Consider the following 25,262-nt stretch of genomic DNA (forward strand, 5'->3'; position numbering starts at 1 on the left):
ATGTCTCTCGTTGACGTTGCAACCAGGGCAGAACTGACCGAACTCTACCAGGCGACAGACCGCCATTATCACGGCATACGCCACATCGAGGCGTTGCTCGCCCTGCTTGAAGAGCATCGCACCACGTTCGCCGACCCCGAGGCGGTCGAGGCCGCCATCTGGTTCCACGATGCGATCTACGACAGCCGCCGCAAGGACAACGAGGCGCTGAGCGGCGCCCTTGCCGCCGACAAGCTCAAAGGTCAGATCGACGCCCGGCGCCTCGCCCGCATCGTCGCAATGATCGAGGCAACGGCGACACATGAGGTGCCGGTCTTCGATGATGCGCCAGCAAGGAACGATGCCGCCCTGCTGCTGGACATGGATCTGTCGATCCTAGGCGCCCCGGATGAGGCGTTCGACGCCTACGAGGCGGCCGTCAGGCGCGAATATGGCTGGGTCAGCGATGCCGACTGGCGCGCCGGCCGCGGAGCTGTGCTGCGCAATTTCCTGGCACGTCCACGCATATTCCACACCGACATTTTCGTGGCGCGCTTCGAGGCGCAGGCGCGCGCGAACATGGAACGGTCGCTGGCTGCGTTGGCCGGCTAGGCTAGCCAATCAGAGCGGGTTTTCTTCCAGGAACTCCAGCACGCGCTTCTTGAACGCCTTGTCGCCGACGGCGAGCATGTGGTCGCGGCCTTCGATGTCGAACGCGACCGCCTTGGGCATCAGCGCGGCCAGTTCCGCCGCCGAGCCGCCGATGTCGTCGGTGGTGCCCACCGCCACCAGCGTCGGCTGGGTGATGCGGGACATGTCGGCTTCCGTCAGCAGTTCGCGCGAGGTTGCAATGCAGGCGGCCAGCGCCAGCTTGTCGCTGCGCGTCTGGTCGGCGAATGCGCGGAACGACTTGCCGCGGCGATGGGTGATCGTCTCCGGATCCTCGGCCAGCAGCGCCGAGGCGATCGGATCCCAGTCGCCGACACCGTCGACCATGCCGATGCCGAGCCCGCCGAACACCAGCGTCGCCACCCGCTCCGGCGCTTCGAGCGCCAGGAAGGCCGAGATGCGCGCGCCCATCGAATAGCCCATGACATGGGCGCGCTCGATGCCGAGATGGTCGAGCAGCGCCAGCGCGTCGCCTGCCATCTTGCTCGGCGTGTAGTCGGCCTCGTCATAGCTCTTCGACGAGCCGCCATGGCCGCGATTGTCGAAGGCGATGGCGCGGTAACCGGCCTCGGTCAGCGTCTTGAACCAACCCGGGGACACCCAGTTGACGAAGTGGCTTGACGCAAAGCCATGAATCATCAGCACCGGGTCGCCGCGACCGCTCGCCGGCGGCAGGTCGAGAAACGCCAGGCCGAAGCCTTCGTGGGAAAAATGATCGATTGCCATCGTCGCTCCGAATGGTCTTTGGCCGAGGTCTCGCCTCAGCCGGGATTGCCGGCCGCGGCGGTGATCGCCCGATGCTTCAGCATGACGCCGTCGGCAATGCCGGTCTTCGCCGCCGTGCCGGCGTTGAGTTCGAGCACGAAGCGAGCCGGTTCGTCAGGCGCGATGACGGCTTCCGAAAACGGTGTGCCCTGCTGGATGTCGAGCACCTTGCCGTCCGGGCCGACGAAGACGAGGTCGAGCGGCAGCGGCGTGTTCTTCATCCAGAAGCCTACCGGCTGCGTCTGCTCGAAGACGAACAGCATGCCCTGGTCGTCGGCAAGGTCCTTGCGGTGCATCAGCCCCATGGCGCGTTCGCCCGGCTCGTCGGCAACCTCGATGCGGAAGGAAACCTCGCCCTTGGCAGTGACTGCGACCAGCGGTTCGGGATCGGCCGGAAGGGCCATCGCCTGCTGGGCATGAACTGGCGAGGCCGAGGAGAGCGAAACGGCAAAGACGGCTGCCGCAAACCATGCGGCGCCGGTCGTGCCAGCCAATAGCGATTTAAGTCTGGTCATAAATTCCCCTGCGGCGGTCTCAGCCTAGTGCGAGACCGGCAAGGTTCCTAGATCGGGGTGAATTTCGGCAGCCATAAGGCCTTTGTCGCCCTTGCCGAAACGGACCAGCACAACCTGCCCCGGACGAAGCTCAGTAACGCCAAAGCGGCGCAGCGTCTCCATGTGGACGAAGATGTCCTCGGTGCCTTCGCCGCGCGTCAGGAAACCAAAGCCCTTGGTGCGGTTGAACCACTTGACCAGCGCCCGCTCCAGCCCGCTTTCGGCAGTCACGGCGACATGGGTGCGCTGCTCCTGCATCTCGGCAGGGTGCACGGCGGTCGAGTTGTCGATGGACAGCACGCGGAAGGCCTGCAGGCCGCGATCGCCCTGCTTGACCAGGCAGACCACGCGGGCGCCTTCGAGGGCGGTCTGGAAACCGTCGCGGCGCAGGCAGGTGACGTGCAGGAGCACGTCGGTGGCACCACCGCCGTCGGGAAGAATGAAGCCGTAGCCCTTGGCTACGTCGAACCATTTTATGGCGCCGGAAAGCTCGACAAGGCCAGCGCTGTCAGCGATGTCATCATGTTCGAAAGCTTCGCGGCCTACGCCGCTCTGCACCAAGAGAGAGGCCTTTTCCCCCATCAGAACGCCCCCTTTCCTTGCAAACGCCACTACTGATTCTTGACATAAGATTAACACTTCCACTTTGGACTTACGCAAGGGCCGTTCTGCCCTTTTTCGACTTGCCCACCAGATAGACACAAGCTTCGCGCCAGTTCCGCAGAAAAGTCACAGCTACGGTTGCCGAGGGCGCGGCACGCGCCCTATGTATCGGCCCGACATCCCCTGAACTTTCTGAGGAACCGAGATGCGCTATCTGCACACCATGGTCCGCGTCAAAGACATCGACGCATCGCTGGACTTCTATTGCAACAAGTTCGGCATGAAGGAGATCCGGCGTTCGACAAACGAGAAGGGCCGCTTTACGCTGATCTTCCTCGCCGCCGCCGAAGACGAAGGCGCCGGCGCCTCCCGGCAGGCCCCGCTTTTGGAGCTCACCTACAACTGGGACCCGGAAGACTATCAGGGCGGCCGCAACTTCGGCCACCTCGCCTACGAGGTCGACGACGTCTACGCCACCTGCCAGGACCTGATGAACAAGGGCGTCACCATCAATCGCCCGCCGCGCGACGGCAACATGGCTTTCATCAAGTCGCCAGACGGCATCTCGATCGAACTGCTGCAGAAGGGTGAGCGGAAGGCGCCGGCAGAGCCCTGGCTATCGATGCCGAACACCGGCACCTGGTAGAGTTTCAGGCGCCGCGCGCCATCTCATGCAATGTCAGCACGGTGCGCCAGTTGCGCGCCGTGCCTGGCACCTTGAGAACCCGCGGCAGGACTTCCGCAAACTTCGACTTTCCGAGACCGTCGGGCGCGTGCAGATAAAGCACGTCGTCCTTGACCACGAAGCGCTCCGGCCCGGTGCAGCGTTCGGTCAGCGGCGCAATTTCCTCAGGCAGCGGCGCGCGCTCCAGCACGTAGGCGTGCAGCTTGGTGTGGTCTTCCGCCACCTCCGGATATGGGTTCCCCGCCACCAGCCTCTCATACCAGGCTGCATCGCGCACCATGATACGCGAGCGAAAGCCCCAGCGTCCTTCAAAAGCCTTTTCCAGCCGCTCGGTCAGTACGGCCCCGTCGCCGTCCCCGGTCCTGAAGACGACATTGCCGCTCTGGATGTAGGTGGCAACACCGGTGAAACCGAGCCCCTCGAAGAATGCCCTCAGTTCAGCCATCTTGACGATGCGATTGCCACCGACATTGATGCCGGAGAACAGCGCAACGAACATGCTCATATGATGAAGCCGCCGAGCGTCTCGTTGTCGGTGATGTCCTGGTACTGCACGCCCTCGACGTCGAAGCGCGCGCGAAGCAGGTCGAAATTGCGCCGGTCCTTGGTCTCGATGCCGATCAGCACCGAGCCGAAATTGCGCGCCGACTTCTTGAGATACTCGAAGCGGGTGATGTCGTCCTCGGGACCCATGATCTCGAGAAAGTCGCGCAGGGCGCCGGGGCGCTGGGGGAAGCGGATGATGAAGTATTTCTTCAGCCCCTCGAAGCGCAAAGCGCGCTCCTTGACGTCGGGCAGGCGCTCGAAGTCGAAATTGCCACCCGACACCACCGCCACCACGGTCTTGCCCTTTAGTTCCTTCTTCGAAAAATCCTTGAGCACATCGATCGCCAGGGCACCCGCCGGCTCCAGAACCACGCCCTCGACATTCAGCATCTCGATCATCGTGGCGCAGAGCCGGTTTTCCGGCACCAGCTTGACCGCATCGGCCGGAAACTCCTTGAGCAGGCGCAGCGGCTCGCGGCCGATCTCGGCGACGGCAGCGCCATCGACGAAATTGTCGACCTTGGCGAGCTTCACGCGCTTGCCGGTGGCCAAGCTGTCGCGCAGGCTCGGTGCTCCGGCCGGTTCGCAGAAGACGAAGCGCGGTGTGCTGCCCGTCTCGGCAAAATAGCGTGTCACGCCGGCCGACAATCCACCGCCGCCGACCGGCAGCAGCACGATGTCGGGAAGCTTGCCGCCCGGCATCTGGGCGGCGATCTCAAGTGCCACCGTTGCCTGGCCCTCGATGATGTCCTTGTGGTCGAAGGGCGGCACCATGTGGCCGCCCGAGCCCTCGGCGAATTCGATGGCGGCGCGGTAGCACTCGTCGAAGAAGTCGCCGACCAGCCTGATCTCGACGAATTCGCCGCCGAACAGCTTTGTCTTGTCGATCTTCTGCTGCGGCGTCGTCACCGGCATGAAGACCACGCCCTTCTTGCCGAAATGCCGGCAGACGAAGGCAAAACCCTGGGCGTGATTGCCAGCCGAGGCGCAGACGAACAGCTCGGCCTGGTTGCCGGCGGCAAGCGCCTTGCGGAAGAAGTTGAACGCGCCGCGTATCTTGTAGGACCGAACCGGCGTCAGGTCTTCGCGCTTGAGCAGCACGCGCGCGCCAGTCTTGCGCGAGAGATAGTCGTTCTCCTGCAGCGGTGTTTCTGGGAAGAGCTGCCTCACCCCCTCCGCCGCCAGCGAAACCCTTTCGGCAAAACTGGTCATGGCAACGGCACTCCTGAAATCGACCGGGCAAATGCTGTGGCCCGCGCCCCCGCGCTATTGCATATTCGGCGCGGCGAAGCCACTGTCCGGCTTCTGCCGTCAGTTCCAAACCGGCTCATTGGCTCGCCGCGATACATTTGGGGATACGTCTCGGTGAACAGAATTGCCGTCCGCGCCGCGATCCACATCGCGGCGGTCTTTGCCATCTACTTATCCGTCGCAATGCTGATCCCGGCGGCCGTCGACCTCTATTACGACAATGATGACTGGCGGTCCTTTGCCTTCACCGCCATGTTCATGGGCGGCCTGGCGCTGGCGGTCGCGCTCGCCACCCAGGGGCGCACCCCACCCGCCAACACCCGTTTCGGCTTCCTTCTGGTCAATTTCCTCTGGATCACGCTGGCGATCGCCGGGGCGGTGCCGTTCATGACCTCGTCGCTGGATCTCAGCGTCACCGATGCGTTCTTCGAGTCGGTCTCGGGGGTCACCACCACCGGCTCAACCGTCATCAACGGCTTGGACAGCGCCCCGCCCGGCATCCTGATCTGGCGCTCGCTGCTGAGCTTCATGGGCGGCCTCGGCGTCATCGCGCTCGGCCTGTTTTTACTGCCGTTCCTCAACATCGGCGGCGTGTCCTACTTCAAGATCGAATCCTCCGACATCGAAGACCGGCCGTTCGAACGCTTCCAGACCTTCACCGTCAGCCTGATCGGCATCTACACGGTGCTGGTGGTGGCCTGCACGATCTCATACGTGGCTGCCGGCATGGACGGCTTCCATGCCATCAACCATGCCATGTCGACGGTGGCGACGGGTGGCTTCTCCACCCACGACACCTCTTTCCTTCGTTACGCCGACAACCCCGCGATCCTGTGGACCGGCATCGTCTTTATGTTCATCGGCGGCCTGCCGTTCTCGATCATGATCCTGTTTGCGGTGCGCGGCCGGCTCGACGCGCTGCGCGATCCGCAGATCCGGGTCTATGCCGGCTACTGCGTCGTCTTCGCGGTTGCGGTCGCGATCTACCTGCGCGTCAGCATGGGCATGCCGTTCTTCACCGCACTGACCCATTCGACATTCAACCTGATGTCGATCATCACCACGGCCGGTTTTGCCAGCGACGACTACAGCCTGTGGGGGCCGTTCGCCATCGGCTGCATCTTCGTCGCAACCTTCCTCGGCGGCTGCTCCGGCTCGACCACCGGCGGCATCAAGGCCTATCGCTTCCTGATCCTGTTCGAACTGCTGTCGAACGGCTTGCGCCGCCTGATCTATCCCAACACGGTCACGCCGGTGCGTTATGGCGACCGCACCGTCGCCCCAGAGATGCAGAGCGCGGTGGTACTGTTCATCGCCTCTTTCATGGTGCTCTGGGCCATCACCATCGTGTTGCTCAGCGCCACCGGGCTCGACTTCATCACGGCGGTCACCGGTTCGCTGACCTCGCTGACCAATGTCGGCCCCGGCCTCGGCCCGGTCATCGGCCCGATGGGCAACTTCTCCTCGCTGCCGGACGCAGCCAAGTGGATCTGCTCGGCGGCGATGCTGCTCGGGCGTCTCGAAATCCTCGCCGTTCTGGTCATTTTCACGCCGACATTCTGGGGTCGCTAGTTCGCTAGCTCAGCCGCCGAAGTACTTGTTTCCGCCACAATTTCGGCAATCGGGCAACAGTCGGCGAGCGACTTCCCCCCGGCTGGTCCTTTTCGGCTGGACCCGACTTACTTCCGCCACTATCAGACGGTCCCGAGGAAGGTACGCTGCACGCCTTGCCCGTCAGAGAGATCATCAAAAGTGTCACCGTCGAAGTACTGCATAGCCCTTGCCGCCCTCCTTTTGTCCGGCTGCATCAACCAGCCCTCGGGCGAGCTTTTGACGGGCGCTGTCGTCAACGTCCCGGTTTCGGAGATCGCCGGCAACCATGCGATTTTCGTGGCGTCCACCCGCGAGCACGCCGCCGATGACAAGCAGGTCTTCGATCGCGGCCGCTCGGCGACGCTGAATTTCGCGCGGGTCAACGTCACCGTGCCGAAGATCCACCAGACCGGCCAGATCGAGCGCCGCAAGAGCGGCAAGGAAGCCGACCCGACCAAGTTCTTCACCGCCACCGACGCAGTCGGCTACGAGACACAGCCGGAATTCTCCAAGGCTCTGACCGCCGACATCGCCGCGCGCGGCGGCCGCGCCATGCTGTTCGTGCATGGCTACAACACCTCGTTCGACGCCGGCGTCTACCGCGCCACGCAGATTGCGCATGATAGCGGCTACACCGGCACGCCGGTGCTGTTCTCCTGGGCTTCTGGCGGCAACACGACCGACTATGTCTACGACAAGGAGAGCGCGGCTGCGGCCCGCGACCAGCTCGAAGTGACGCTGCGCATGCTTGCCCAATCGGGTGCCCGCCGCATCGACATCGTGGCGCATTCGATGGGCACCTGGGTGACCATGGAAGCCTTGCGCCAGCTGGCGTTGACCGGGGATCGCGACCTCGGCGGCAAGCTCGGCGACGTGGTGCTGGCCTCGCCCGACATCGACGTCGACGTGTTCAAGTCCCAGATGCGCCGCTACGGCAAGCCGACCAAGCCGTTCTTCCTGATGACGTCGGGCGACGACCGCGCACTCAAGCTTTCGGGCCTGCTCGCCGGCTCCAAGCCGCGCCTCGGCGACTACAAAAATGCCGGCGACCTTGCCGAGTACGGCGTGATCGTCGTCGACCTGTCCGACGCCAAGGGTGGCGATTCCTTCAACCACACCAAGTTCGCCGACAATCCGCAGATGGTGAAGCTGCTTGGCCAGCGCCTGCGCGCCGACGACGGCTTTGCCAGCGACCGCGAGGTCACCGACCGCATCAACATGCTCAGCGGCGGGCTGCAGTAGACCGACGGGTACACGAACAAAAAGGGGGCGCTTCTGGCGCCCCTTTTTTCATTTCGCAGTCCAACGCCAACCCAGACTGTAGTCGTTTAGCTTATTGAAAAGACTTCCTGAAGCATCCTGCCCGTCTACAGTCGTAGAGCACCGAGATTCAGGGGTATCATGGTCTATTTTCTCAGTCACAAGAGCGAAGAGATTTACGGCTATATCGCTCGCGCCCGGGATGGAGACGTCGACAAGATCCAGCCAGTTGATCTCACGCGGGATGTCGGCGTTCGAATTCGGCCCAACTACGTGTATTGTGGCCGACTGATCGAGGCGACACACCTCCCCCACCAAAATCGAACTCTCAGGGCCGAAGCGCCAGATTCCGGATCTCTACGACGCCTACGCTTTGTTTATCAGCGCGAAGGTCAAGGACGTCATCGAAAGTTTCGAACCTGATGTCCATCAGTTCTTTCCGATCGAGTTTGTATGGGAGGATGGTAGCCATGCCGCCGACCGGTTCTGGTTCGTTCCCTGCAATCGCCTGGACACCGTCGATCGCGCCAAGACGACATTCGAATTTCGCAATCTCAAGAAGGAACTGGTCTTCAACCGGTCGCAGATCGGCAGCCACCACGTCTGGATCGACAAGTTCATCGTGATGCCTACGCCGGCAATCAGCGAGGCATTGAAAGCGGCCCTGGATGCGGCCGGCATCACCGGCGCGCACTATCAGCATTTTCCAGAAACGGACTGACTCAAAGGCAAGCCAGGGCCTGGCTTCAGGCCCCTTGCTCTTCATCTTTTGGCCCGGTCAGAGAAACAGATCGACCTTCTCGAAGGTCGTGACATCGACCAGCCCGACGTCGGAAATCCTGAGTTCGGGGATGACCACCAGCGCCAGCAGCGAATGCTGCATGTAGGCGTTGTTGAGGCTGCAGCCCATGTCGCGCATCGCCTGGACCAGCTTGTCGGCCTTGGCCGCGACGATCTCGGCGCGCTCATCCGACATCAGGCCGGCGATCGGCATCTCGACCAGCGCAAGTTCCTTGCCTTCGGAGAACAGCACCACGCCGCCGCCGACCTGGCCGAGCCGGTTGGCGGCCAGCGCCATGTCGGTCTTGTTGGTGCCGACGACGATCATGTGGTGGCTGTCATGCGCGACCGTCGAGGCAAGCGCGCAGTCCTTCATGTAGCCGAAGCCAGAAACGAAAGCATTGGTCACCGCGCCGGTGGCGCGATGACGCTCGACAAGCGCGATCTGGCAGACGTCGTTGCGGCGGTCCATGGCGACCAGCCCGTCCTCGACGCCGAGATCGGCCTCCAGAGCGCGCGTCGGCGCCTGGTTCTCGATCACGCCGATCACCCGCACCCTGACCTCGTTTGCGCCTTCCGGTGCCTTGATGTCGAAATCGGCCGCCTTCAGCTTCTTGCCGAGCTTCACCGTCTGCTTGGCGTCGGCCGGGTAAGCATAGGCCGGAATGTCGATGTCGAGCTTGCCGGCCTTGGCCACCCGCACGCCGCGGGCATAGACCTCGTCGATCTTGAGTTCGGCCAGGTCGGAGACGATCAGAAGGTCGGCGAGCCTGCCCGGCGTGATCGAGCCGAGTTCGCGCTCGAGGCGGAAATGCTGGGCGGTGTTGATCGTCGCCATCTGGATCGCTGTCACCGGCTTCAGTCCCTGCTGGATGGCATGGCGGACGACGCGGTCCATATGCCCCTCATGAACCAGCGTGCCGGAATGGCTGTCGTCGGTGCACAGGATGAAGCTGCGCGGGTCGATGCCCTGCTCCGTCACCGCCTTGATCTGGCTTGCGACATCGTACCAGGCCGAGCCGAGTCGCAGCATGGCCTTCATGCCCTGGCGGACGCGCGCAATCGCATCCTCGGCCCGCGTGCCTTCATGGTCGTCCTCCGGTCCGCCGGCGACATAGCCGTGGAACGGCAGGCCGAGGTCACGCGAGGCGTAATGCCCGCCCACCGTCTTGCCGGCCTTCACCGTCTCGGCGATCTCGCCCGACATGACAGGGTTGTTGGCGGCGACGCCGGGGAAATTCATCACCTCGCCGAGGCCGATGATGTTTTCCCAGGTCATCGCTTCGGCAACATCGGCAACCGTCAACGCGGCACCGGCATTCTCCAGCCCCGGTGCCGAGGGCACGCAGGACGGCATCTGCACATGCACGTTGATCGGCATGGCAAGTGCCTCGTCGTGCATCAGCCTGACGCCGGGCAGTCCGAGCACATTGGCAATCTCGTGCGGATCGATGAACATCGAGGTCGTGCCATGCGGGATGACCGCGCGGCAGAACTCGGTCACGGTCACCATGCCGCTCTCGACATGCATGTGCGCGTCGCACAGTCCCGGCACGAGATAGCGCCCACCGGCGTCGACCACCTTTGTGCCCTGGCCGATGGCGTGGCTGGCGTTAGGTCCGCAATAGGCGAAGCGCCCTGCAACGATGGCGACATCCGTGCCCGCAATGATCTCACCCGAATGCACATTCACCCAGCGGCCGTTGCGGATGACGAGATCGGCCGGCCGGCGGCCCATGGCGACATCGACCAGCACCGGTGCGGTCTCGGTCCAGGGGCGAGGCTTGGCGAAGGTGGTCTTGCTGGGCATTGCTGGGATTCCTGACTGCTTTGACGCGACTGTAGCGAAAGCGGCGGAGGAAAACAGGGCCTTGGTTGTTTGGCCGCGCCCGCCCGCTATACTCGTCATGCCAAACAGGTCCGGTCCGCTTCGATGCCGCCATTTCTCAAAACACGCCGCTGGTTGTGGCCGGGGCTCGCTGCGGCGGCACTAGCGGCGGCAATCGTGTTTTTCGGCGGTGCCTTCGCCAACCGGATCTATCTCGACGAGGCGGCGTCACGCGGCCAGACCACGCTGCGCCTGGCGGTTGCGGCCCTCTCCGGCCAGATGAACCGCTTCGAGCCATTGCCTGAACTGATCGCCGACAACGACGACATCAAGGAACTGGTCAGCGACCCGGACAACCCGGTCCTGCGCACGCGTGCCAATGAATACCTGAAAGAAATCAACGGACTGCTGAAGTCCTCTGACATCTATGTTCTGATCCCCGGTGGCGACACGATCGCGGCCTCCAACCACGACCTGCCGCTCAGCTTCGTCGGCGAGAATTTTTCCTACCGGCCCTACTACCAGGATGCCATTCGCGGCAATCTCGGCCGCTTCTTCGCGCTCGGCACCACCTCGCTCAAGCGCGGCTACTATTTCTCCTCGCCTGTCCGCATCGGCATGGAGATCCGCGGCGTGGTCGTCTTCAAGGTCGACATCGACGCCATCGAAGCGTCGTGGAAGGGCGGCGACCACGAGATCATCGTCACCGACCCCGAAGGCATCATCTTCATGAGCGGGCGGCCCGACTGGCTCTATGCCAGCCTCAACCCGCTGACCGCCGAACGGCTAGCCCGCACCGAAGCGTCGCGCCGCTATGCTGATGCCATGCTGCGCGAACTGCCGGTGACGAGAAGTGCCGCGGATGACGGCCAGCCATTGCTGCGCATCACGGAGGACGGCAAGTCGCGCGAGTTCCTCGAACTGGCCGAGGAGATGCCCGAGGCACGCTGGACGGTGCGTGTGCTGGCGGACACCGCCTCCGCCCATGCGCAAGCGCTGACGGCCGTGGTCTCGGCGCTGCTCGCGCTCAGCCTTGCCGGCCTCGGTGGCGCCGTCATCCTGCAGCGCCGCGCCCGTCTCGCCGAGCGCATGCAGCTCCAGCAGAGTGCGCAGGTCGAACTGGAACGACGGGTCGAGGAGCGCACCGCCGACCTCGCCCAGGTCAACAGCCGGCTGGAGACCGAGGTCGCGGAGCGCCGCACCGCCGAACAGCAGCTCAGGCAGACGCAGGCGGACCTGATCCAGGCCGGCAAGCTCGCTGCGCTTGGCCAGATGTCGGCCGCACTGTCGCACGAGTTCAACCAGCCGCTGGCAGCGGTGAAGACCTATGCCGACAACGCCGCCACGCTGATCGATCGCGCTCGCATCGACGAGGCGCGCGACAACGTCTCGCGCATTTCGAGCCTCGCCGACCGCATGGCTTCGATCAGCCGGCACCTCAGGAATTTCGCCCGCAAGCCCAACCAGAAGCTTGGCCCGGTGGCGCTCGACGAGGTGGTCCGCGACACTGGGGAGATCGTGGCATGGCGCCTCAAGGCTGCCGATGCGGCGTTGTCGGTCGACCTCGGACCGGCGCCGCTCGCCGTCAAGGCGGGCTCGGTCCGGCTGCAGCAGGTGCTGGTCAACATCATCACCAATGCCGCCGATGCCGTCGAAGGCCTTGCCGACCGGCGCATCGAGCTCGCCGCGCAGCGCAAGGGTTCCAGGGTCACCATCACCATCCGCGACCACGGTCCGGGCGTGCCGGCGGCGATTGCCGAGCGCATCTTCGACCCGTTCTTCTCGACCAAAGGCGTGGGCAAGGGTCTCGGCCTGGGGCTTTCCATTTCCTACAACATAGTCAAAGACTTCGGCGGAACCCTTGCGGTTTTGAATCATCCTGAAGGGGGCGCCTTGTTCACCATCGAACTCGACGCGGCGCGCGCAGCGGTGCGCGAGGCGGCCGAATGAAACCGCCCATCGTGCTCCTTGTCGACGACGAAGACGAGTTGCGGCGCTCCACAGCCCAGTCGCTCGACCTTGCCGGCTTCACTGTCCAGGACGTCTCGTCGGCCGAACGTGCGCTCGACTTCATCACGCAAGGGTTCAACGGCGTCGTCATCACCGACGTGCGCATGCCCGCCATGGACGGCATGACGCTGATGGGCCGCATCCGCGAGATCGACGCCGACATCCCGGTGATCCTGGTCACCGGCCACGGCGACGTGCAGCTCGCTGTCCGCGCCATGCGCGAAGGCGCCTATGATTTTGTCGAAAAGCCCTTTGTCACCCAGCATCTCACCGAGATGGCGGCGCGTGCCATCGACCGGCGCAGCCTGGTGCTGGAAAACCGCGAGCTGCGCGCCGTCGCCGGCAAGCGCGACGACATTGAAGCGCGCCTGCCGGGCCGCAGCCAGGCGATGGTCGACCTGCGCTACAGGCTTCGCGCCATTGCCGCGACCGACGCCGACGTCCTGCTCATCGGCGACACCGGCACCGGCAAGGAGGTGACGGCGCGCGCCCTGCACGACATCAGCGGCCGCGCGACAAAACCGTTCGTCGCCATCAATTGCGCCGCCCTGCCCGAAACGCTGATCGAGAGCGAATTGTTCGGCCACGAGGCCGGCGCCTTTGCCGGTGCCCTGCGCCCCCGCTTCGGCAAGTTCGAGCATGCGCGCGGCGGCACGGTGCTGCTCGACGAGATCGGCTCGATGCCGGCCGACCTCCAGGTCAAGCTGCTGCGCGTCATCCAGGAGCGCGTCATCACCCGCCTCGGCTCCAACGAGCCGATCGCGCTCGATGTCCGCTTCATCGCCACCAGCAAGGTCGACCTCGACGCCGAAGTCGCTGCCGGGCGTTTCCGCGCCGACCTGCTTTATCGGCTCAATGTCGTGACGCTGCGCATGCCCGCCTTGTCGTCGCGGCGCGAGGACGTGCCGCTGCTGTTCCTGCAATTGGCCCGCGAGGCGGCGGCGCGCTACCGCCGCGACGACGTCGACGTGCCGCCCCGGGCCATCGCCGAAGTCGCCCGCCGCGACTGGCCGGGCAACGTGCGCGAACTGCGCAACGCCGCCGACCGCTTCGTGCTGGGGCTCGGGCTGCAGCTGCCCGACGCCGCGACCGAGGCCAACGGCAGCGGCGACCGCCTTGCCGACCGTGTCGCCGACTTCGAGAAGAACGCGATTTCAGCCGCCCTAACCGCCCATGGCGGCAGCCTCAAGCCCGTCTACGAGCAGCTCGGAATCTCGCGCAAGACGCTCTACGAGAAGATGCAGCGCTACGGGCTCGACAAGAATCGCCTGGGTGCGGTGGACGGTGCAGATGACTGACCGCCACGCCGATGTGTGGAAACGCACACACGCCGGAAGGGCGATGTTACCTTTTCCACCCATTCGCCCCGTGTTCGATGATTTTTACCGGCCTGAGGCCACGGCAAGCATTGCAGTGCGCCCGCGCCAACGGTCCTAATCGCCCATCCACCGCCGGCGCAGGGAGGCACCAGGCGCGGGTGGAACCACAGACCAGAATATCCCGGGAGGATTTCATGAAGAGACTGCTCGCCTCGCTCACGGCCGCCGCAACGCTTGCCGTGTTCCCGCTCGCCGCCAATGCGCAGACTTATCCCGAGCGCACCATCACCGTCGTTGTGCCGTTCTCGGCCGGCGGCCCGACCGACACGGTCACGCGCCTCGTCGCCGAATCGATGTCCAAGGATCTCGGCCAGCAGGTCATCGTCGAAAACGTCGGCGGTGCCGGCGGCACGCTCGGTGCCGGCCGCGTCGCTTCCGCCGATCCGGACGGCTACACGCTGCTGCTCCACCACATCGGCATGGCCACCAGCGCCACGCTCTACCGCAAGCTCGCCTACGACACGCTCAATGCCTTCGAATATGTCGGCCTGGTCACCGAAGTGCCGATGACCATCGTCGCCAAGAAGGATCTTGCGCCGACCGACCTCAAGGGCCTCGTCGAATACGCCAAGGCCAACAAGGACACGGTGACCGTCGCCAACGCCGGCATCGGTGCCGCCTCGCATCTGTGCGGCATGCTGTTCATGAGCGCCATCGGCACGCCGCTGGTCACCGTTCCCTACAAGGGCACCGGCCCTGCCATGACCGACCTGCTCGGCGGCCAGGTCGACATCATGTGCGACCAGACCACCAACACCACCAAGCAGATCCAGGGCGGCACCATCAAGGCCTACGCCGTGACCTCGCCAGCGCGCCTCGACGTCCTGAAGGACGTTCCGACCACCAAGGAAGGCGGCCTCGACGGCATGGAAGTCGGCATCTGGCACGGCCTCTATGCGCCCAAGGGCACCCCGGCTGAGGTGACCGAGCGCCTGTCAAAGTCGCTGCAGGCGGCACTCAAGGACCCCAACGTCGTTGCCCGCTTCGCAGAACTCGGCACCGTGCCGTCGCCGGAAGCCGACGCCACGCCGGCAGCGCTGAAGGCCAAGCTCGAAGGCGAGATCGCGCGCTGGAAGCCGATCATCGAGGCTGCCGGCCAGTTCGCCGACTAAGCCTGAGCAACTCGGCCTAGGGGTTGGCCTAGCCAGCCCCCTCACCGGCCTCCGCTTCGCTCGGCCGCCCTCTCCCCGACGGGGAGAGGAGATCGGCAACACCTCAGCCTTCCTCTTCTCCCCAGCGGGGAGAAGGTGGCCCGCAGGGCCGGATGAGGGGCGGCGCCAGGTGAACCCCAAGAGGGAAACCATGAACAAGCTTTCCATCGATCCCACCAACGGCGCCTGCGGAGCGATCTTCGTCGCCACCGGCGCCTTCTTCGCCATCCAGTCGCTGGGTCTCGACCTCGGCACCACCTTCCGCATGGGACCGGGCTATTTCCCCCTCGTCCTGGCCAGCGTGCTGATCGTGCTCGGCCTAGTCGTCATCGTCCAGGCGACCCGCGTCGCCGGCGAGCCGATCGGCCCGATCGCCTGGCGCGGCATGGCCTTCATCCTGCCGGCGCCGATCTTCTTCGGCCTCACCGTGCGCGGACTCGGCTTCGTGCCGTCGATCTTCGTGACCTGCCTGATCGCCGCCTTCGCCTCGACGCGCATGAAACCGCTCGCCGCCGTCGTCCTCGCCGCCGGGGTCACCCTGTTCTCGGTCGTCGTGTTCAGCTACGCGCTCGGCCTGCCGTTCCAGCGCTTCGGCCCCTGGCTGCCGTTCTGAGGGGGAAAAGATGGAACTCTTCGACAATCTCGCGCTCGGTTTCTCGACCGCCTCGACGCTCGCCAATCTCGGCTTTTGCCTGATCGGCGTTCTGCTCGGCACGCTCATCGGTGTGCTCCCCGGCATCGGCGCTACCGCCACCATCGCCATGCTGTTGCCGATCACCTTCCAGATCGGCGATCCTGTCTCGTCGCTGATCATGCTCGCCGGCATCTATTACGGCGCGCAATATGGCGGCTCGACCACCGCCATCCTGATCAACATGCCGGGCGAATCCTCGTCCGCCGTCACCGCCATCGACGGCTACCAGATGGCGCGCAAGGGCCGCGCCGGAGCGGCACTCGCCATCGCGGCCATCGGCTCGTTCTTCGCCGGCACGGTCTCGACCTTCCTGGTCGCGATCTTCGCCCCGCCGCTGACGGCAATCGCCTTGCAGTTCGGCGCGGCCGAATATTTCTCGCTGATGGTCGTCGGCCTCGTCTCGTCGATCGCACTTGCCCATGGCTCGGTCATCAAGGCGCTGGCCATGGTGGTACTGGGCCTGCTGCTCGGCCTCGTCGGCACAGACATCTACACCGGCACGCCACGCTTCACCCTGGGAATCCGCGAATATGCCGACGGGCTCAACTTCGTCGCAGTCGCGGTCGGCGTGTTCGGCGTCGCCGAAATCCTGCGCAACCTCGAAAGCGAAAAGACCCGCGAAGTGCTGATGGCCAAGGTTTCGGGCTTGATGCCGACGCGGCAGGATTTCCGCGAGATGGCAGCGCCCATCCTGCGCGGCACAGCCATCGGCTCGGCGCTCGGCATCCTGCCGGGCGGCGGCGCCATCCTCGCGGCCTTCGCCTCCTACACGGTGGAAAAGCGCGTTTCCAAGCACCCCGAAGAGTTCGGCAAGGGTGCTGTAGCCGGCGTCGCCGGTCCGGAATCGGCCAACAATGCCGGCGCGCAGACCTCGTTCATCCCGATGCTGACGCTCGGCATTCCGGCCAACCCTGTCATGGCGCTGATGATCGGCGCGATGATCATCCAGGGCATCGTGCCTGGCCCCAATGTCGCGACCGAACAGCCGGCCTTGTTCTGGGGCATCATCGCCTCGATGTGGATCGGCAATTTGATGCTGATCGTGCTCAACCTGCCGCTGATCGGGCTGTGGGTGAAGCTCTTGACCGTGCCCTACTACGTGCTGTTCCCGATCATCATGGCGTTCTGTGCCATCGGCGTCTACAGCGTCAACTCCAACGTCTTCGACCTCTATGCCGTCGCCTTCTTCGGCCTGATCGGCTACGCGCTGGTCAAGCTGCGCTGCGAACCAGCGCCGCTGCTGCTCGGCTTCGTGCTCGGGCCGCTGCTGGAGGAAAACCTGCGCCGCGCCATGATCCTGTCGCGCGGCGATCCGACCACCTTCGTCACCCGCCCGATCAGCGCGCTGCTGCTTGGGTTGGCTGCCTGCGTGCTGATCGTCGTGCTGTTGCCGGCGGTGCGCAAGAAGCGCGACGAGGTTTTTGTCGAAGAGGAATAGGCAGGCCAGAACTTCTAAACACGGCAACGGGCGGAATTTCCGCCCGTTGGCATTTTCGGCGGGGCCGATCGAAATTCCGCCTTCGTGGCTCAAACGGTTGTTCACGCAATTAGCCGCGCCTCCCCGCCCCTCAGCCGTCAAATCATGTATGGAGAACCAAAGCCGCCGACTCGCGCGCGGCCGTGAAAATGGCGGATCCTCATCATGGCAATCAAATTCACCGAAAAGGCGACCAGCGCCGCGGCAAAGCCTGCGGCTGCCAAGGCAGTGTCACCAGCGCCCGCTGTTACGCAGGAAGCGGCGAAAGCCGCGACTGAAGCTACCAAGAAACCCGCCAGGAAAACGGCCCGCAAGAAACCAGATGCGGCGATGCAATCCCCATTGCTTGATTTCAGCGAGACGAAGTAGCGGCAGGCAGTTGCAGGGGCTTGCAATATCGCCCGGCTGCCTTGCCGGCTGCGCGCAATTGGACAACTCGGGTGGACAGTTGAACTGACGCCAATGCAGTGGCTATCTGGCTGATGTGGCCTTTGAGCCGCAAGCTGCAGAAAATTCGACCTTACAGATGTTTTGGTATTTCTAACCCGAACGGGTGATGTTGCTGCTTGGCTACACCAACATCGACTTAAATTGCCTGCATGTGCACGGACTATTATTGCCACCTCTAATCTGCGTATTACCTCGGACTGATTTGAGGACAGGGCATTGAAACAGATTCTGCTTGTATCGGCTGTTTATTTCGCGTTCGCCGGCGCCGCGCTTGCCGCTGACGCGGTTGTGACAGAGCCAACGTCTGATCTCGCTCCGGCCGGGTTTGTCTGGGCCGGCGGATATGTTGGCCTTCATGTTGGCTACGGTCGCGGCAACGGCAATGCGGTTGATCTCGACGACAGCTTCTTTGACGAGAGCATTGGCCAGACCCATGACGTCGATACCGAGGGTTTTGTCGGCGGCGTTCAGGCCGGCCACAATTGGCAAACCGGCTCGTTCGTCTATGGCCTGGAGGCGGATATAGGCTATTTGGGTTTGGATGGTGTCAACGAAATTCTCGACGAACCCGACAATTACGGTTCCGCGAAACTGGGCCTTTACGGTGATTTGACCGCCCGGCTGGGCTTTGCAGCTGATCGACTGCTGATCTATGTCAAGGGTGGTGTCGCGGCCACACGTTACGACGTTACTTTCGGCGACATCAACGACATCAACGGCACTCTGGACGGAAACAGTAGTGAATCTCGAAGCGGCGGTCGCGTCGGCTACACGATCGGCGGTGGCGTCGAATTGGCCCTGTCCGAAAAATGGACCACTAAGCTTGAGTACCAGTATTTCGACTTTGGCACGGTTGGCTTGACCGACATTCAGGGTGACAAGGCCGAAGTCGACATCGACGCCCACACGATAAAGGTCGGGCTGAATTACCGATTCTGATCGCCCTCAAGCCCCGGCCTCGTGTCGGGACTTTTTGTTTCCGGCTAGGCATCCAGCGCCAATCTCCGGCGAACGGCTCGGCGAAGGAAAACCGAACACGATTTGCACAATGGATTTTTCGACCTGCACAACGCCAGTTGACGAAATCGCCTAACTAGTTGAAACGACAAGCAAGCGGACGTGGCGGAACTGGTAGACGCAAGGGACTTAAAATCCCTCAGCCTCGGCTATGCGGGTTCGATCCCCGCCGTCCGCACCAGGCAAGAATCTCCCGATCCTGATGCCAGAACAGTGGCAACCGTGCGTTCGCGCCACCAGCGGCAAGCTTTCCGTGACATAATTGCCACTCCCGCGTGCTTTCGTAGCGTCAATACCACACCGGAAAATTGCAGAATATTTCACACTGAAATACAACTTCACCGGGTGGGGTGAGTGGGGAGTTGCGTATGCAGTACAATTGGGAACGCGCGCCATACTTTTGGGAAAAGCATCGTAACGCCTGTTTCGGCCTTTGCGCGGCCATCTGCGGCGCCTGGGTGATACTGGCTATCGTGCCGCTCTGACAGCAAAAGTCGCCGGACGGAGCCACCGGCCGCGAAGCGTCATGCAACCAAATGCGGTCGTCAACGTTTGAGCCGGCATGGCCGCCTCGACATCCTTTGCGCGCCCGGTCATCGTTGAACTCGGCCGCGCCGGAAACTACCGCCGCATCGCAAGTGCGGGCGACGCCGCCGAATGCCTGGCGACGACCTGGCCGCTGAGCCGCGGCCCTCGTCACCGCAACGCCGTCCAGACATGCCTGAAGGTGCTCGAGGGGCAACGCCCTTCCGAGGATGCGCGGCGCGCCTTCGTCGAGGCAGCGATGGAAGCCGAGGTGCCGATAGCGGCATCGTCATCCAGCGAGGAAAAATAATGGCAAAGCTCGTCTATGAAGTCGTCCAGCACGACGGTGGCTGGGCCTACAAGGTCGGCGACACCTTCTCCGAGACCTTCCCCACGCACGAACACGCCCTTCGCGCCGCAGAGACGGCGGCGGCAGAGCAGCGTGTCTCCGGCTCTACCGACGGCATCCAGTACGAGGACAAGGAAGGCCGTTGGCATGACGAACTCGCCAAGGGCGACGACAGGCCCGATACCGAGGTTTCCGACTAGCGGCCATCGCCCCGGCGCGAACAGGATCGCCGGACGAGCAGTTCCCGCCTCTACCTGGCCGCCTTGTCGACCGGTTGGGCAAATGTCTTTGCCGCAATGCGCCGGACCAGCTCTGCGACCCGCTTCGGCTCGACGAATTGCGGCATATGCCCCATGCCCTCGACCAGATCGAGTTCCAGGTCTTTGATCCTGTCGGCCAGAGGCTCGCCATGCAGTCGGTAGTCGAGCACACGGTCGGCGGTGCCGAACATCATCCCTACCGGCAGCTTCAGTTCCTCGTACCTGGCCTCGACCGCGCCAAGATCGCTCTCGATCGCCACCATGTCGGCCGATGTCGCGTAGAAATGGCTCGGCCGCAGTCCGGCGAAACCGCCGCCTGCCGTACCGTAGTCCTTTGGCGCTTCCTGCGGCGAAAACAGGAAGGCCAGGGTCTGCGGCGCATATTTCAGGCTGGTCGGTATCGCCACCGTCTCGGCCATCAGGCGGCGGCGTAGCGGCGACTTGATATAGAGCGACCTGAATTCGGGCCGCAACTCGTCCTCCAGATGCGTCAGCGGCGACAGCAGCACCAAACCGGAAACCGCCTCCGGGTGGTTTTCCGCCAGCGCCAGCGCCACGGCGCCGCCGAGCGAATGGCCGACGACCAGCGGCCGCTCCAGCCCGAGTTCGGCGATGAAGCGCGCGATCAGATCTGCCTGTTCGGTCAGGCTGCCCGAAAACCCGGGCGGACGCGTGGAATAGCCCGAGCCGGGCCGGTCGAGCGCGATCAGCCGGAAATCGGCAAGTTCCGGAAACAGCGGGTGGCGGAAATGGTGCAGTTGCGCGCCGAGACCGTGGACGAACAGGATCGGACGGCCCTCGCCCTGCTCGACATAGTGGATGCGATGCCGGCCAAGTGCTGCAAACTTGCCGATTGCAGGCACTGCGCGTGCGGCCTGGGTCGAGATCTTGCGCGTCGCCAGCACGAAATAGCCGCCGACGAGAACCACGGCCAGGAAGATGATGCTGGCGATCCAGCCAAAAATCGTTGTCGCGGTCGCCATCGAACCTCCTGCAGGCAATGCCCGCAACTTAGCGGCACGAGACGCAGGCTCAAGCCCGTGACATGCAAAACGGGCGGCCTTGCGACCGCCCGTTCACTAAAATCATAGCAATTCGAAGCTGTTATGCAACTTCCTTGACAGCGTTCGAGCCCTTGCCGTGCAGGCGGATGGCGATCTCGGCCACGCGCTTGCCCTGGAAGTGGGCGCCTTCGAGTTCCTGCGCCGAAGGCTGGCGCGAGCCGTCGCCGTCGGAGGTGGTGGTCATGCCGTAAGGCGCGCCGCCGCGAACCACGTCGTTGCCCATCTGGCCCTGGTAGGCATAGGACAGCGGCACAATGACCATGCCGTGGTGCTGCAGGTGGATCTGCGCGTTGATCAGCGCGAGCTCGGCGCCGCCGTGCTGGGTCGCGGTCGAAACCATCACCGAACCGACCTTGTCGAGCAGTGCGCCCTTGGCCCAGAGCGGGCCGGTCTGGTCGAGGAAGTTCTTCATCTGCGAAGCCATGGTGCCGTAACGGGTGGCCGTGCCGATGATGATGCCGTCATAGTCGGCCAGTTCGAGCGGATCGGCGATCTGCGCTTCCTGGTCGAGCTTGTAATAGGCAGCCTTGGCGACAGCCTCGGGAACCAGCTCGGGAACGCGCTTGATGGTCACGTCGGCACCGGCTGCGCGGGCGCCTTCGGCAGCGGCCTTGGCCATCTGCTCCATGTGACCCCAGCTCGAATAGTAGAGAACAAGAATCTTAGCCATATCAAACTCCAGCGGGGGGAAAATCTCGCGACACCATCTTGGGTTGGCGTCTGGGAGAGATGTAATGCAAAGCCCGTTCAATGAAAGCAGGCCAATACGTGACGCATCGTTCACAAAACGGCGACTATTGCTCGCCTGCCCCGGCGGCTGTATCTGACCTTGGTCTAAAAGGAGCTTCTGAAATGGCCGACATCGTCACCGCAGCTATGGTCGTCATCGGCGACGAGATTCTGTCCGGCCGCACCAAGGACAAGAACATCGGCCACCTCGCCGACATGATGACGGCCTCAGGCATCGACCTCAGGGAAGTGCGCATCGTGCCCGACGACGAGGACGAGATCGTCGCCGCCGTCAACGCCGTGCGCGCACGCTACGATTATGTCTTCACGACAGGCGGCATCGGCCCGACGCATGACGACATCACCGCCGACTCGATCTCCAAGGCCTTTGGCGTGCCGTGCGAATACGAGCCGCGCGCCTATGCCATTCTGGAGGCCAACTATGCCACGCGCGGCCTGGAATTCTCCGAAGCACGCAAGCGCATGGCGCGCATGCCGCGCGGCGCCGGGCTGATCGAAAACCCGGTCTCGGTGGCGCCGGGCTTCCGCATCGGCAACGTCCATGTCATGGCCGGCGTGCCGTCGATCTTCCAGGCCATGCTCGACAACGTCATGCCGACGCTGAAGACCGGCGCCAAGCTTCTGTCGACCACGGTCCAGTGTCCCTATGGCGAAGGCACCATCGGCGGCCCGCTGGGCGAGATCCAGAAGGCGCATCCCGACACCATCATCGGTTCCTACCCGAAATATCTCGACGGCAAGTTCTGGACCGAACTCGTCGTCCGCTCGCGCTCGCAAGAAGCGATGGATCGCGCCCGCGACGCGATCGAGGCAATGCTTGGGGGCATAACAAAAGCCGCCTGAACGACTTGATGCCAAACACTTGATCCCAAACACTTGATCCAGGTCACATGGGAACAAGTACGGGCATGATAGTGTTTCTTTGCTGAGCAGATTTCTGTCCGTGCAAAGGAGGGTGCCATGCCGTTCAAGACAATCGTTGCCATCATCCAGAGCGAGCGCGACGCCGCCCGCGTCCTCGATGTGGCCATCCCGTTTGCCGACCGGCACGAAAGCCATCTGATCGGCGTTCATGCCGAAGCCCTGGCGATGCCCTACACCACGGCCGTCGGCTTTCCCGACACCGAGTTCATCCAGGCCAATTCCGATCTCTGCAAGGAGCGCGCCGAAAAGGTGCAGAAGGCGTTCCTCGCCCGCATCGAGACCGCCGGCGTGTCGTTCGAATGGCGCAGCTTCGAGAGCTTTTCCGGCGACAGCGCCCTTTCGGGGGTCGAAAGCGCGCGTTGCGCCGACCTAGTCATCGTTTCGCAGGGATCGCAAGAGGCCAAGGACTCGATTGCCGCCGACGTCGACTCCCTGATCTACGAGGCCGGCCGCCCGGTGCTGGTGGTGCCGCATGCGGCACCGTTGATCTCGACCTTCCGCCGCGTCCTGGTCGCCTGGAACGGCAGCCGCGAAGCCGCCCGCGCCGCCTTCGATGCCCTGCCCTTCATCCTCGAGGCCGACCAGACCGAAATCCTGGTCATCGACCCCATCGAGACGGCAGCCCAGAGCGCCGACGCCGCCGGCGCCGAGATCGCCTCTGCCTTTGCCCGCCACGGCGCCAAGGTATCGGTCAGCGTCGAGGCGTCGCGCGGCCACACCGTCGATGCCGTCATCCACAACAAGGTGGTTGAAACAGGCGCCGACCTGCTGGTGATGGGCGCCTACAGCCATTCCTGGCTGCGCGAGTTCCTGTTCGGCGGCGTCACGCGCAGCGTCCTGCAGGCCGGCGACACCGCGATCCTGCTGTCGCGGTAAGATTACCGCACAACTGTGCAGCCCCGCCCTTGCCAAGAGCGGGGCTTTCCGGCTAATTCCGCCTGCATTCCCCTATTTTCGCGCCATCTGGCGCGCCGAGCCGGAGTGCGCGTCGAATGTCCCTTCCCGAAAAAGCCTTTCCCGTATCCTGGGATCAGTTCCACCGCGACGCCCGGGCGCTCGCCTGGCGTCTCGCCGGCGTCAATCCGCAGTGGAAGGCGATCGTCTGCATCACCCGCGGCGGCCTAGTGCCTGCCGCCATCATTTCGCGCGAACTCGGCATCCGCCTGATCGAGACGATCTGCATCGCCTCCTATCACGACTACACCTCGCAGGGTCAGTTGCAGGTGCTGAAGGAGATCACGCCGTCGCTGCTCGAGGGCGAAGGCGCAAACGTGCTGATCGTCGACGACCTGACCGACACCGGCAAGACCGCAGCCATCGTGCGCGCCATGATGCCGAAGGCGCATTTCGCCACGGTCTATGCCAAGCCCAAGGGCCGTCCGCTGGTCGACACCTTCGTCACCGAGGTGTCGCAGGACACCTGGATCTATTTCCCCTGGGACCTCGGCTTCACATACCAAAAGCCGATCGCGGAAGATCACATGGGTTGATCGCAGCGCCCTCCGGCCCAACCCGACCTGTTCGACGCCCGGCCTCTGCGCCGGGCGCTTTCATTATCAATCTATTTACTTTTGTTACGGAGGATTAACCGTACAATTCGTAACACGGCAACTGAGTCTGCTTCTGGGTAGGACTGCCGATGCTGATGAAGCCTGTCTATCACAGCCACCTCGTCGAGCGCATACGCCGGCTGTTCGGCGCTCCCGCCTGCAGGCTGCAGGTCGCCGCCCTGCCCTGGCAGCGCACCGCCTCCGGCGCCATCGAGATCATGCTGATCACCAGCCGCGACACCGGGCGCTGGGTCCTGCCCAAGGGCTGGCCGGAAGAATCCGAACGGCTGTGCGAGACTGCCGCTCGCGAGGCGAGCGAAGAAGCCGGCCTGAGCGGCTCGGTCGATATCCATGAGGCGGGCCGCTATTTCTACTCCAAGGAACTGGCGAGCGGCGAACAGGTCGCCTGCGAGGTGCTGGTCTATCCGCTCGAAGTGCGCAAGGTCGCCGAGAAGTGGAAGGAGCGGCGCCAGCGCACGCGCAAGTGGGTGTCGCCTGCCGAGGCCGCGCGCATGGTCAACGAACCAGACCTTTGCCGGCTGATCTCGTCCTTCGGCGCAGCCCACGGAAAAGTCGCCGCCTGAAGCGCGAGACGCCGCCAAGCGGGTATCTTGCCGGCTTCGTTCACGGAGCCGGTTCTCCCCGTTATCCACACAAGTGACACACAAGATGTTGGGGTCACAAAATCTGCATAAACGACTTCTTGACGTTACCCCCCGAGTCGCTTTTTATGACTCAAGCGCGCTTGTTGAGTGCGTGACCGGAAAGTTCAGAGCCCGGTCCTTTCTCCAGATCTAGTGAGTTGCCGCTCGCATTTGCACCCGCACAGGCGGGGCGCCGTCGCGCGTGGTTTCGGTGTGTCCGAGGGGTTGACGGGTAAAAATTGGGGACTGGCAGAAATCTTCTGTTAACACTATATTTAGTGTTTGCAGGCAGCCTGGACGCTAGATAGTGTGAGTTCTCCCTCAGCGAGGGAATCGCAACAAAGTTTCAGTTTCAAGGACCCGAAGCGGTCCGCAGGCTGACGGGAAGGCGCTCCGCAAGGAGGATTTCCGGTCTGGCGGCGGCTTCTTCGGCAATGGTGACCGGTCGTTCGGGCGGCCGGCAAGATCGGCATTGCGTCTTTCGTTTCAGCAATGGGAAATTTCC

The 25,262-nt window shown here is 63.7% G+C and carries 26 protein-coding genes and 1 tRNA gene; 19 read left to right on the plus strand and 8 right to left on the minus strand.

The window, feature by feature from the left end:
- A complete protein-coding gene (locus GGQ99_RS07145; RefSeq protein WP_108608356.1) occupies positions 1-591 on the plus strand; it encodes an HD domain-containing protein in 591 nt (196 codons plus the stop codon).
- 9 nt (positions 592-600) lie between these two features.
- Here the strand turns inward: GGQ99_RS07145 and GGQ99_RS07150 are convergent, their stop codons facing one another.
- From GGQ99_RS07150 to GGQ99_RS07160, 3 genes are read right to left on the minus strand one after another with little or no spacing between them, the layout of a single operon-like run.
- On the minus strand, positions 601-1,374 hold the full coding sequence (locus tag GGQ99_RS07150; RefSeq protein WP_108608357.1) for an alpha/beta fold hydrolase: 774 nt from the start codon (positions 1,372-1,374) through the stop codon (positions 601-603).
- Positions 1,375-1,409: 35 nt separating this feature from the next.
- Positions 1,410-1,928, minus strand: a complete 519-nt coding sequence (locus GGQ99_RS07155; protein ID WP_183261646.1) for a DUF192 domain-containing protein — start codon at positions 1,926-1,928, stop codon at positions 1,410-1,412.
- A gap of 24 nt (positions 1,929-1,952) precedes the next feature.
- A complete protein-coding gene (locus GGQ99_RS07160) occupies positions 1,953-2,549 on the minus strand; it encodes a cold-shock protein (RefSeq protein WP_108608359.1) in 597 nt (198 codons plus the stop codon).
- Between the two features lie 226 nt (positions 2,550-2,775).
- Between GGQ99_RS07160 and gloA the strand changes: the two genes are divergently transcribed.
- Positions 2,776-3,216 (plus strand): lactoylglutathione lyase, encoded by a 441-nt coding sequence (gloA, locus tag GGQ99_RS07165; RefSeq protein ID WP_183261648.1) that lies wholly within the window; start codon positions 2,776-2,778, stop codon positions 3,214-3,216.
- Between the two features lie 4 nt (positions 3,217-3,220).
- Here the strand turns inward: gloA and GGQ99_RS07170 are convergent, their stop codons facing one another.
- Together GGQ99_RS07170 and ilvA are read right to left on the minus strand one after the other, a co-directional pair.
- Positions 3,221-3,760 (minus strand): DUF1697 domain-containing protein, encoded by a 540-nt coding sequence (locus GGQ99_RS07170; protein ID WP_108608361.1) that lies wholly within the window; start codon positions 3,758-3,760, stop codon positions 3,221-3,223.
- Positions 3,757-5,013, minus strand: coding sequence for a threonine ammonia-lyase IlvA (gene ilvA, locus GGQ99_RS07175; protein WP_183261649.1), 1,257 nt, complete (start codon positions 5,011-5,013; stop codon positions 3,757-3,759). The genes GGQ99_RS07170 and ilvA overlap by 4 nt, the downstream gene beginning before the upstream one ends.
- Positions 5,014-5,166: 153 nt before the next feature.
- Between ilvA and GGQ99_RS07180 the strand changes: the two genes are divergently transcribed.
- The 3 genes from GGQ99_RS07180 to GGQ99_RS07190 all read left to right on the plus strand — a co-directional run bounded on the left by GGQ99_RS07180 (position 5,167) and on the right by GGQ99_RS07190 (position 8,626).
- On the plus strand, positions 5,167-6,624 hold the full coding sequence (locus GGQ99_RS07180; RefSeq protein WP_183261650.1) for a TrkH family potassium uptake protein: 1,458 nt from the start codon (positions 5,167-5,169) through the stop codon (positions 6,622-6,624).
- A 201-nt stretch (positions 6,625-6,825) separates the two neighbouring features.
- Positions 6,826-7,887, plus strand: coding sequence for an alpha/beta hydrolase (locus GGQ99_RS07185; RefSeq protein WP_404801287.1), 1,062 nt, complete (start codon positions 6,826-6,828; stop codon positions 7,885-7,887).
- 391 nt (positions 7,888-8,278) lie between these two features.
- Positions 8,279-8,626, plus strand: a complete 348-nt coding sequence (locus GGQ99_RS07190) for an imm11 family protein (RefSeq protein ID WP_183261652.1) — start codon at positions 8,279-8,281, stop codon at positions 8,624-8,626.
- A 57-nt stretch (positions 8,627-8,683) separates the two neighbouring features.
- Here the strand turns inward: GGQ99_RS07190 and ade are convergent, their stop codons facing one another.
- Positions 8,684-10,495: an adenine deaminase gene (gene ade / locus GGQ99_RS07195; RefSeq protein WP_183261654.1), complete on the minus strand. Its 1,812-nt coding sequence runs from the start codon at positions 10,493-10,495 to the stop codon at positions 8,684-8,686.
- Between the two features lie 123 nt (positions 10,496-10,618).
- Here ade and GGQ99_RS07200 point away from each other — a divergent pair, with 123 nt between their 5' ends.
- From GGQ99_RS07200 to GGQ99_RS07245, 10 genes are all read left to right on the plus strand, one after another.
- Complete coding sequence (locus GGQ99_RS07200) at positions 10,619-12,463, plus strand: sensor histidine kinase (RefSeq protein WP_183261656.1); 1,845 nt, start codon at positions 10,619-10,621, stop codon at positions 12,461-12,463.
- Positions 12,460-13,821 carry a sigma-54-dependent transcriptional regulator gene (locus GGQ99_RS07205; RefSeq protein ID WP_183261658.1) on the plus strand — a complete coding sequence of 454 codons (1,362 nt, stop codon included), beginning with the start codon at positions 12,460-12,462 and terminating at the stop codon, positions 13,819-13,821. The genes GGQ99_RS07200 and GGQ99_RS07205 overlap by 4 nt, the downstream gene beginning before the upstream one ends.
- A gap of 215 nt (positions 13,822-14,036) precedes the next feature.
- Positions 14,037-15,014 (plus strand): tripartite tricarboxylate transporter substrate-binding protein, encoded by a 978-nt coding sequence (locus tag GGQ99_RS07210; RefSeq protein WP_108608369.1) that lies wholly within the window; start codon positions 14,037-14,039, stop codon positions 15,012-15,014.
- Positions 15,015-15,204: 190 nt separating this feature from the next.
- Positions 15,205-15,666: a tripartite tricarboxylate transporter TctB family protein gene (locus GGQ99_RS07215; RefSeq protein WP_108608370.1), complete on the plus strand. Its 462-nt coding sequence runs from the start codon at positions 15,205-15,207 to the stop codon at positions 15,664-15,666.
- Positions 15,667-15,676: 10 nt separating this feature from the next.
- Positions 15,677-17,185, plus strand: coding sequence for a tripartite tricarboxylate transporter permease (locus tag GGQ99_RS07220; protein ID WP_108608371.1), 1,509 nt, complete (start codon positions 15,677-15,679; stop codon positions 17,183-17,185).
- 204 nt (positions 17,186-17,389) lie between these two features.
- Complete coding sequence (locus GGQ99_RS07225) at positions 17,390-17,593, plus strand: hypothetical protein (protein ID WP_183261660.1); 204 nt, start codon at positions 17,390-17,392, stop codon at positions 17,591-17,593.
- Between the two features lie 297 nt (positions 17,594-17,890).
- Positions 17,891-18,613, plus strand: coding sequence for an outer membrane protein (locus GGQ99_RS07230; RefSeq protein WP_183261661.1), 723 nt, complete (start codon positions 17,891-17,893; stop codon positions 18,611-18,613).
- 174 nt (positions 18,614-18,787) lie between these two features.
- A tRNA-Leu gene (locus GGQ99_RS07235) sits at positions 18,788-18,872 on the plus strand.
- Between the two features lie 381 nt (positions 18,873-19,253).
- Positions 19,254-19,526: a DUF982 domain-containing protein gene (locus GGQ99_RS07240; protein ID WP_108608374.1), complete on the plus strand. Its 273-nt coding sequence runs from the start codon at positions 19,254-19,256 to the stop codon at positions 19,524-19,526.
- Positions 19,526-19,765 carry a DUF2188 domain-containing protein gene (locus tag GGQ99_RS07245; protein ID WP_108608375.1) on the plus strand — a complete coding sequence of 80 codons (240 nt, stop codon included), beginning with the start codon at positions 19,526-19,528 and terminating at the stop codon, positions 19,763-19,765. The genes GGQ99_RS07240 and GGQ99_RS07245 overlap by 1 nt, the downstream gene beginning before the upstream one ends.
- Positions 19,766-19,815: 50 nt before the next feature.
- On the opposite strand, the gene GGQ99_RS07250 is transcribed toward GGQ99_RS07245, so the two are convergent.
- Positions 19,816-20,808, minus strand: coding sequence for an alpha/beta fold hydrolase (locus GGQ99_RS07250; protein WP_108608376.1), 993 nt, complete (start codon positions 20,806-20,808; stop codon positions 19,816-19,818).
- Between the two features lie 121 nt (positions 20,809-20,929).
- Positions 20,930-21,559: an NAD(P)H:quinone oxidoreductase gene (gene wrbA, locus GGQ99_RS07255; RefSeq protein WP_108608377.1), complete on the minus strand. Its 630-nt coding sequence runs from the start codon at positions 21,557-21,559 to the stop codon at positions 20,930-20,932.
- Between the two features lie 182 nt (positions 21,560-21,741).
- Here wrbA and GGQ99_RS07260 point away from each other — a divergent pair, with 182 nt between their 5' ends.
- The 4 genes from GGQ99_RS07260 to GGQ99_RS07275 all read left to right on the plus strand — a co-directional run bounded on the left by GGQ99_RS07260 (position 21,742) and on the right by GGQ99_RS07275 (position 24,697).
- Entirely contained in the window at positions 21,742-22,482 is a 741-nt protein-coding gene (locus GGQ99_RS07260) for a competence/damage-inducible protein A (RefSeq protein ID WP_183261664.1), read from the plus strand.
- Between the two features lie 117 nt (positions 22,483-22,599).
- Positions 22,600-23,439: a universal stress protein gene (locus tag GGQ99_RS07265; RefSeq protein WP_108608379.1), complete on the plus strand. Its 840-nt coding sequence runs from the start codon at positions 22,600-22,602 to the stop codon at positions 23,437-23,439.
- A gap of 116 nt (positions 23,440-23,555) precedes the next feature.
- Positions 23,556-24,053, plus strand: a complete 498-nt coding sequence (gene gpt / locus GGQ99_RS07270; protein ID WP_183261666.1) for a xanthine phosphoribosyltransferase — start codon at positions 23,556-23,558, stop codon at positions 24,051-24,053.
- Between the two features lie 149 nt (positions 24,054-24,202).
- Positions 24,203-24,697, plus strand: coding sequence for an NUDIX hydrolase (locus tag GGQ99_RS07275; protein WP_183261668.1), 495 nt, complete (start codon positions 24,203-24,205; stop codon positions 24,695-24,697).
- The last annotated feature ends 565 nt before the right edge of the window (positions 24,698-25,262 follow it).

Origin of the sequence: Aminobacter niigataensis (genome assembly GCF_014200015.1) — a bacterium.
Classification (GTDB): Bacteria; Pseudomonadota; Alphaproteobacteria; order Rhizobiales; family Rhizobiaceae; genus Aminobacter; species Aminobacter niigataensis.

Coding starts and splice junctions, on each gene's coding strand:
- GGQ99_RS07145 (WP_108608356.1), top strand. CDS start 1: ATGTCTCTCGTTGACGTTGCAACCAGGGCAGAACTGACCGAACTCTAC.
- GGQ99_RS07150 (WP_108608357.1), bottom strand. CDS start 1,374: ATGGCAATCGATCATTTTTCCCACGAAGGCTTCGGCCTGGCGTTTCTC.
- GGQ99_RS07155 (WP_183261646.1), bottom strand. CDS start 1,928: ATGACCAGACTTAAATCGCTATTGGCTGGCACGACCGGCGCCGCATGG.
- GGQ99_RS07160 (WP_108608359.1), bottom strand. CDS start 2,549: ATGGGGGAAAAGGCCTCTCTCTTGGTGCAGAGCGGCGTAGGCCGCGAA.
- gloA (WP_183261648.1), top strand. CDS start 2,776: ATGCGCTATCTGCACACCATGGTCCGCGTCAAAGACATCGACGCATCG.
- GGQ99_RS07170 (WP_108608361.1), bottom strand. CDS start 3,760: ATGAGCATGTTCGTTGCGCTGTTCTCCGGCATCAATGTCGGTGGCAAT.
- ilvA (WP_183261649.1), bottom strand. CDS start 5,013: ATGACCAGTTTTGCCGAAAGGGTTTCGCTGGCGGCGGAGGGGGTGAGG.
- ade (WP_183261654.1), bottom strand. CDS start 10,495: ATGCCCAGCAAGACCACCTTCGCCAAGCCTCGCCCCTGGACCGAGACC.
- GGQ99_RS07200 (WP_183261656.1), top strand. CDS start 10,619: ATGCCGCCATTTCTCAAAACACGCCGCTGGTTGTGGCCGGGGCTCGCT.
- GGQ99_RS07205 (WP_183261658.1), top strand. CDS start 12,460: ATGAAACCGCCCATCGTGCTCCTTGTCGACGACGAAGACGAGTTGCGG.
- GGQ99_RS07210 (WP_108608369.1), top strand. CDS start 14,037: ATGAAGAGACTGCTCGCCTCGCTCACGGCCGCCGCAACGCTTGCCGTG.
- GGQ99_RS07215 (WP_108608370.1), top strand. CDS start 15,205: ATGAACAAGCTTTCCATCGATCCCACCAACGGCGCCTGCGGAGCGATC.
- GGQ99_RS07220 (WP_108608371.1), top strand. CDS start 15,677: ATGGAACTCTTCGACAATCTCGCGCTCGGTTTCTCGACCGCCTCGACG.
- GGQ99_RS07225 (WP_183261660.1), top strand. CDS start 17,390: ATGGCAATCAAATTCACCGAAAAGGCGACCAGCGCCGCGGCAAAGCCT.
- GGQ99_RS07240 (WP_108608374.1), top strand. CDS start 19,254: ATGGCCGCCTCGACATCCTTTGCGCGCCCGGTCATCGTTGAACTCGGC.
- GGQ99_RS07245 (WP_108608375.1), top strand. CDS start 19,526: ATGGCAAAGCTCGTCTATGAAGTCGTCCAGCACGACGGTGGCTGGGCC.
- GGQ99_RS07250 (WP_108608376.1), bottom strand. CDS start 20,808: ATGGCGACCGCGACAACGATTTTTGGCTGGATCGCCAGCATCATCTTC.
- wrbA (WP_108608377.1), bottom strand. CDS start 21,559: ATGGCTAAGATTCTTGTTCTCTACTATTCGAGCTGGGGTCACATGGAG.
- GGQ99_RS07260 (WP_183261664.1), top strand. CDS start 21,742: ATGGCCGACATCGTCACCGCAGCTATGGTCGTCATCGGCGACGAGATT.
- GGQ99_RS07265 (WP_108608379.1), top strand. CDS start 22,600: ATGCCGTTCAAGACAATCGTTGCCATCATCCAGAGCGAGCGCGACGCC.
- gpt (WP_183261666.1), top strand. CDS start 23,556: ATGTCCCTTCCCGAAAAAGCCTTTCCCGTATCCTGGGATCAGTTCCAC.
- GGQ99_RS07275 (WP_183261668.1), top strand. CDS start 24,203: ATGCTGATGAAGCCTGTCTATCACAGCCACCTCGTCGAGCGCATACGC.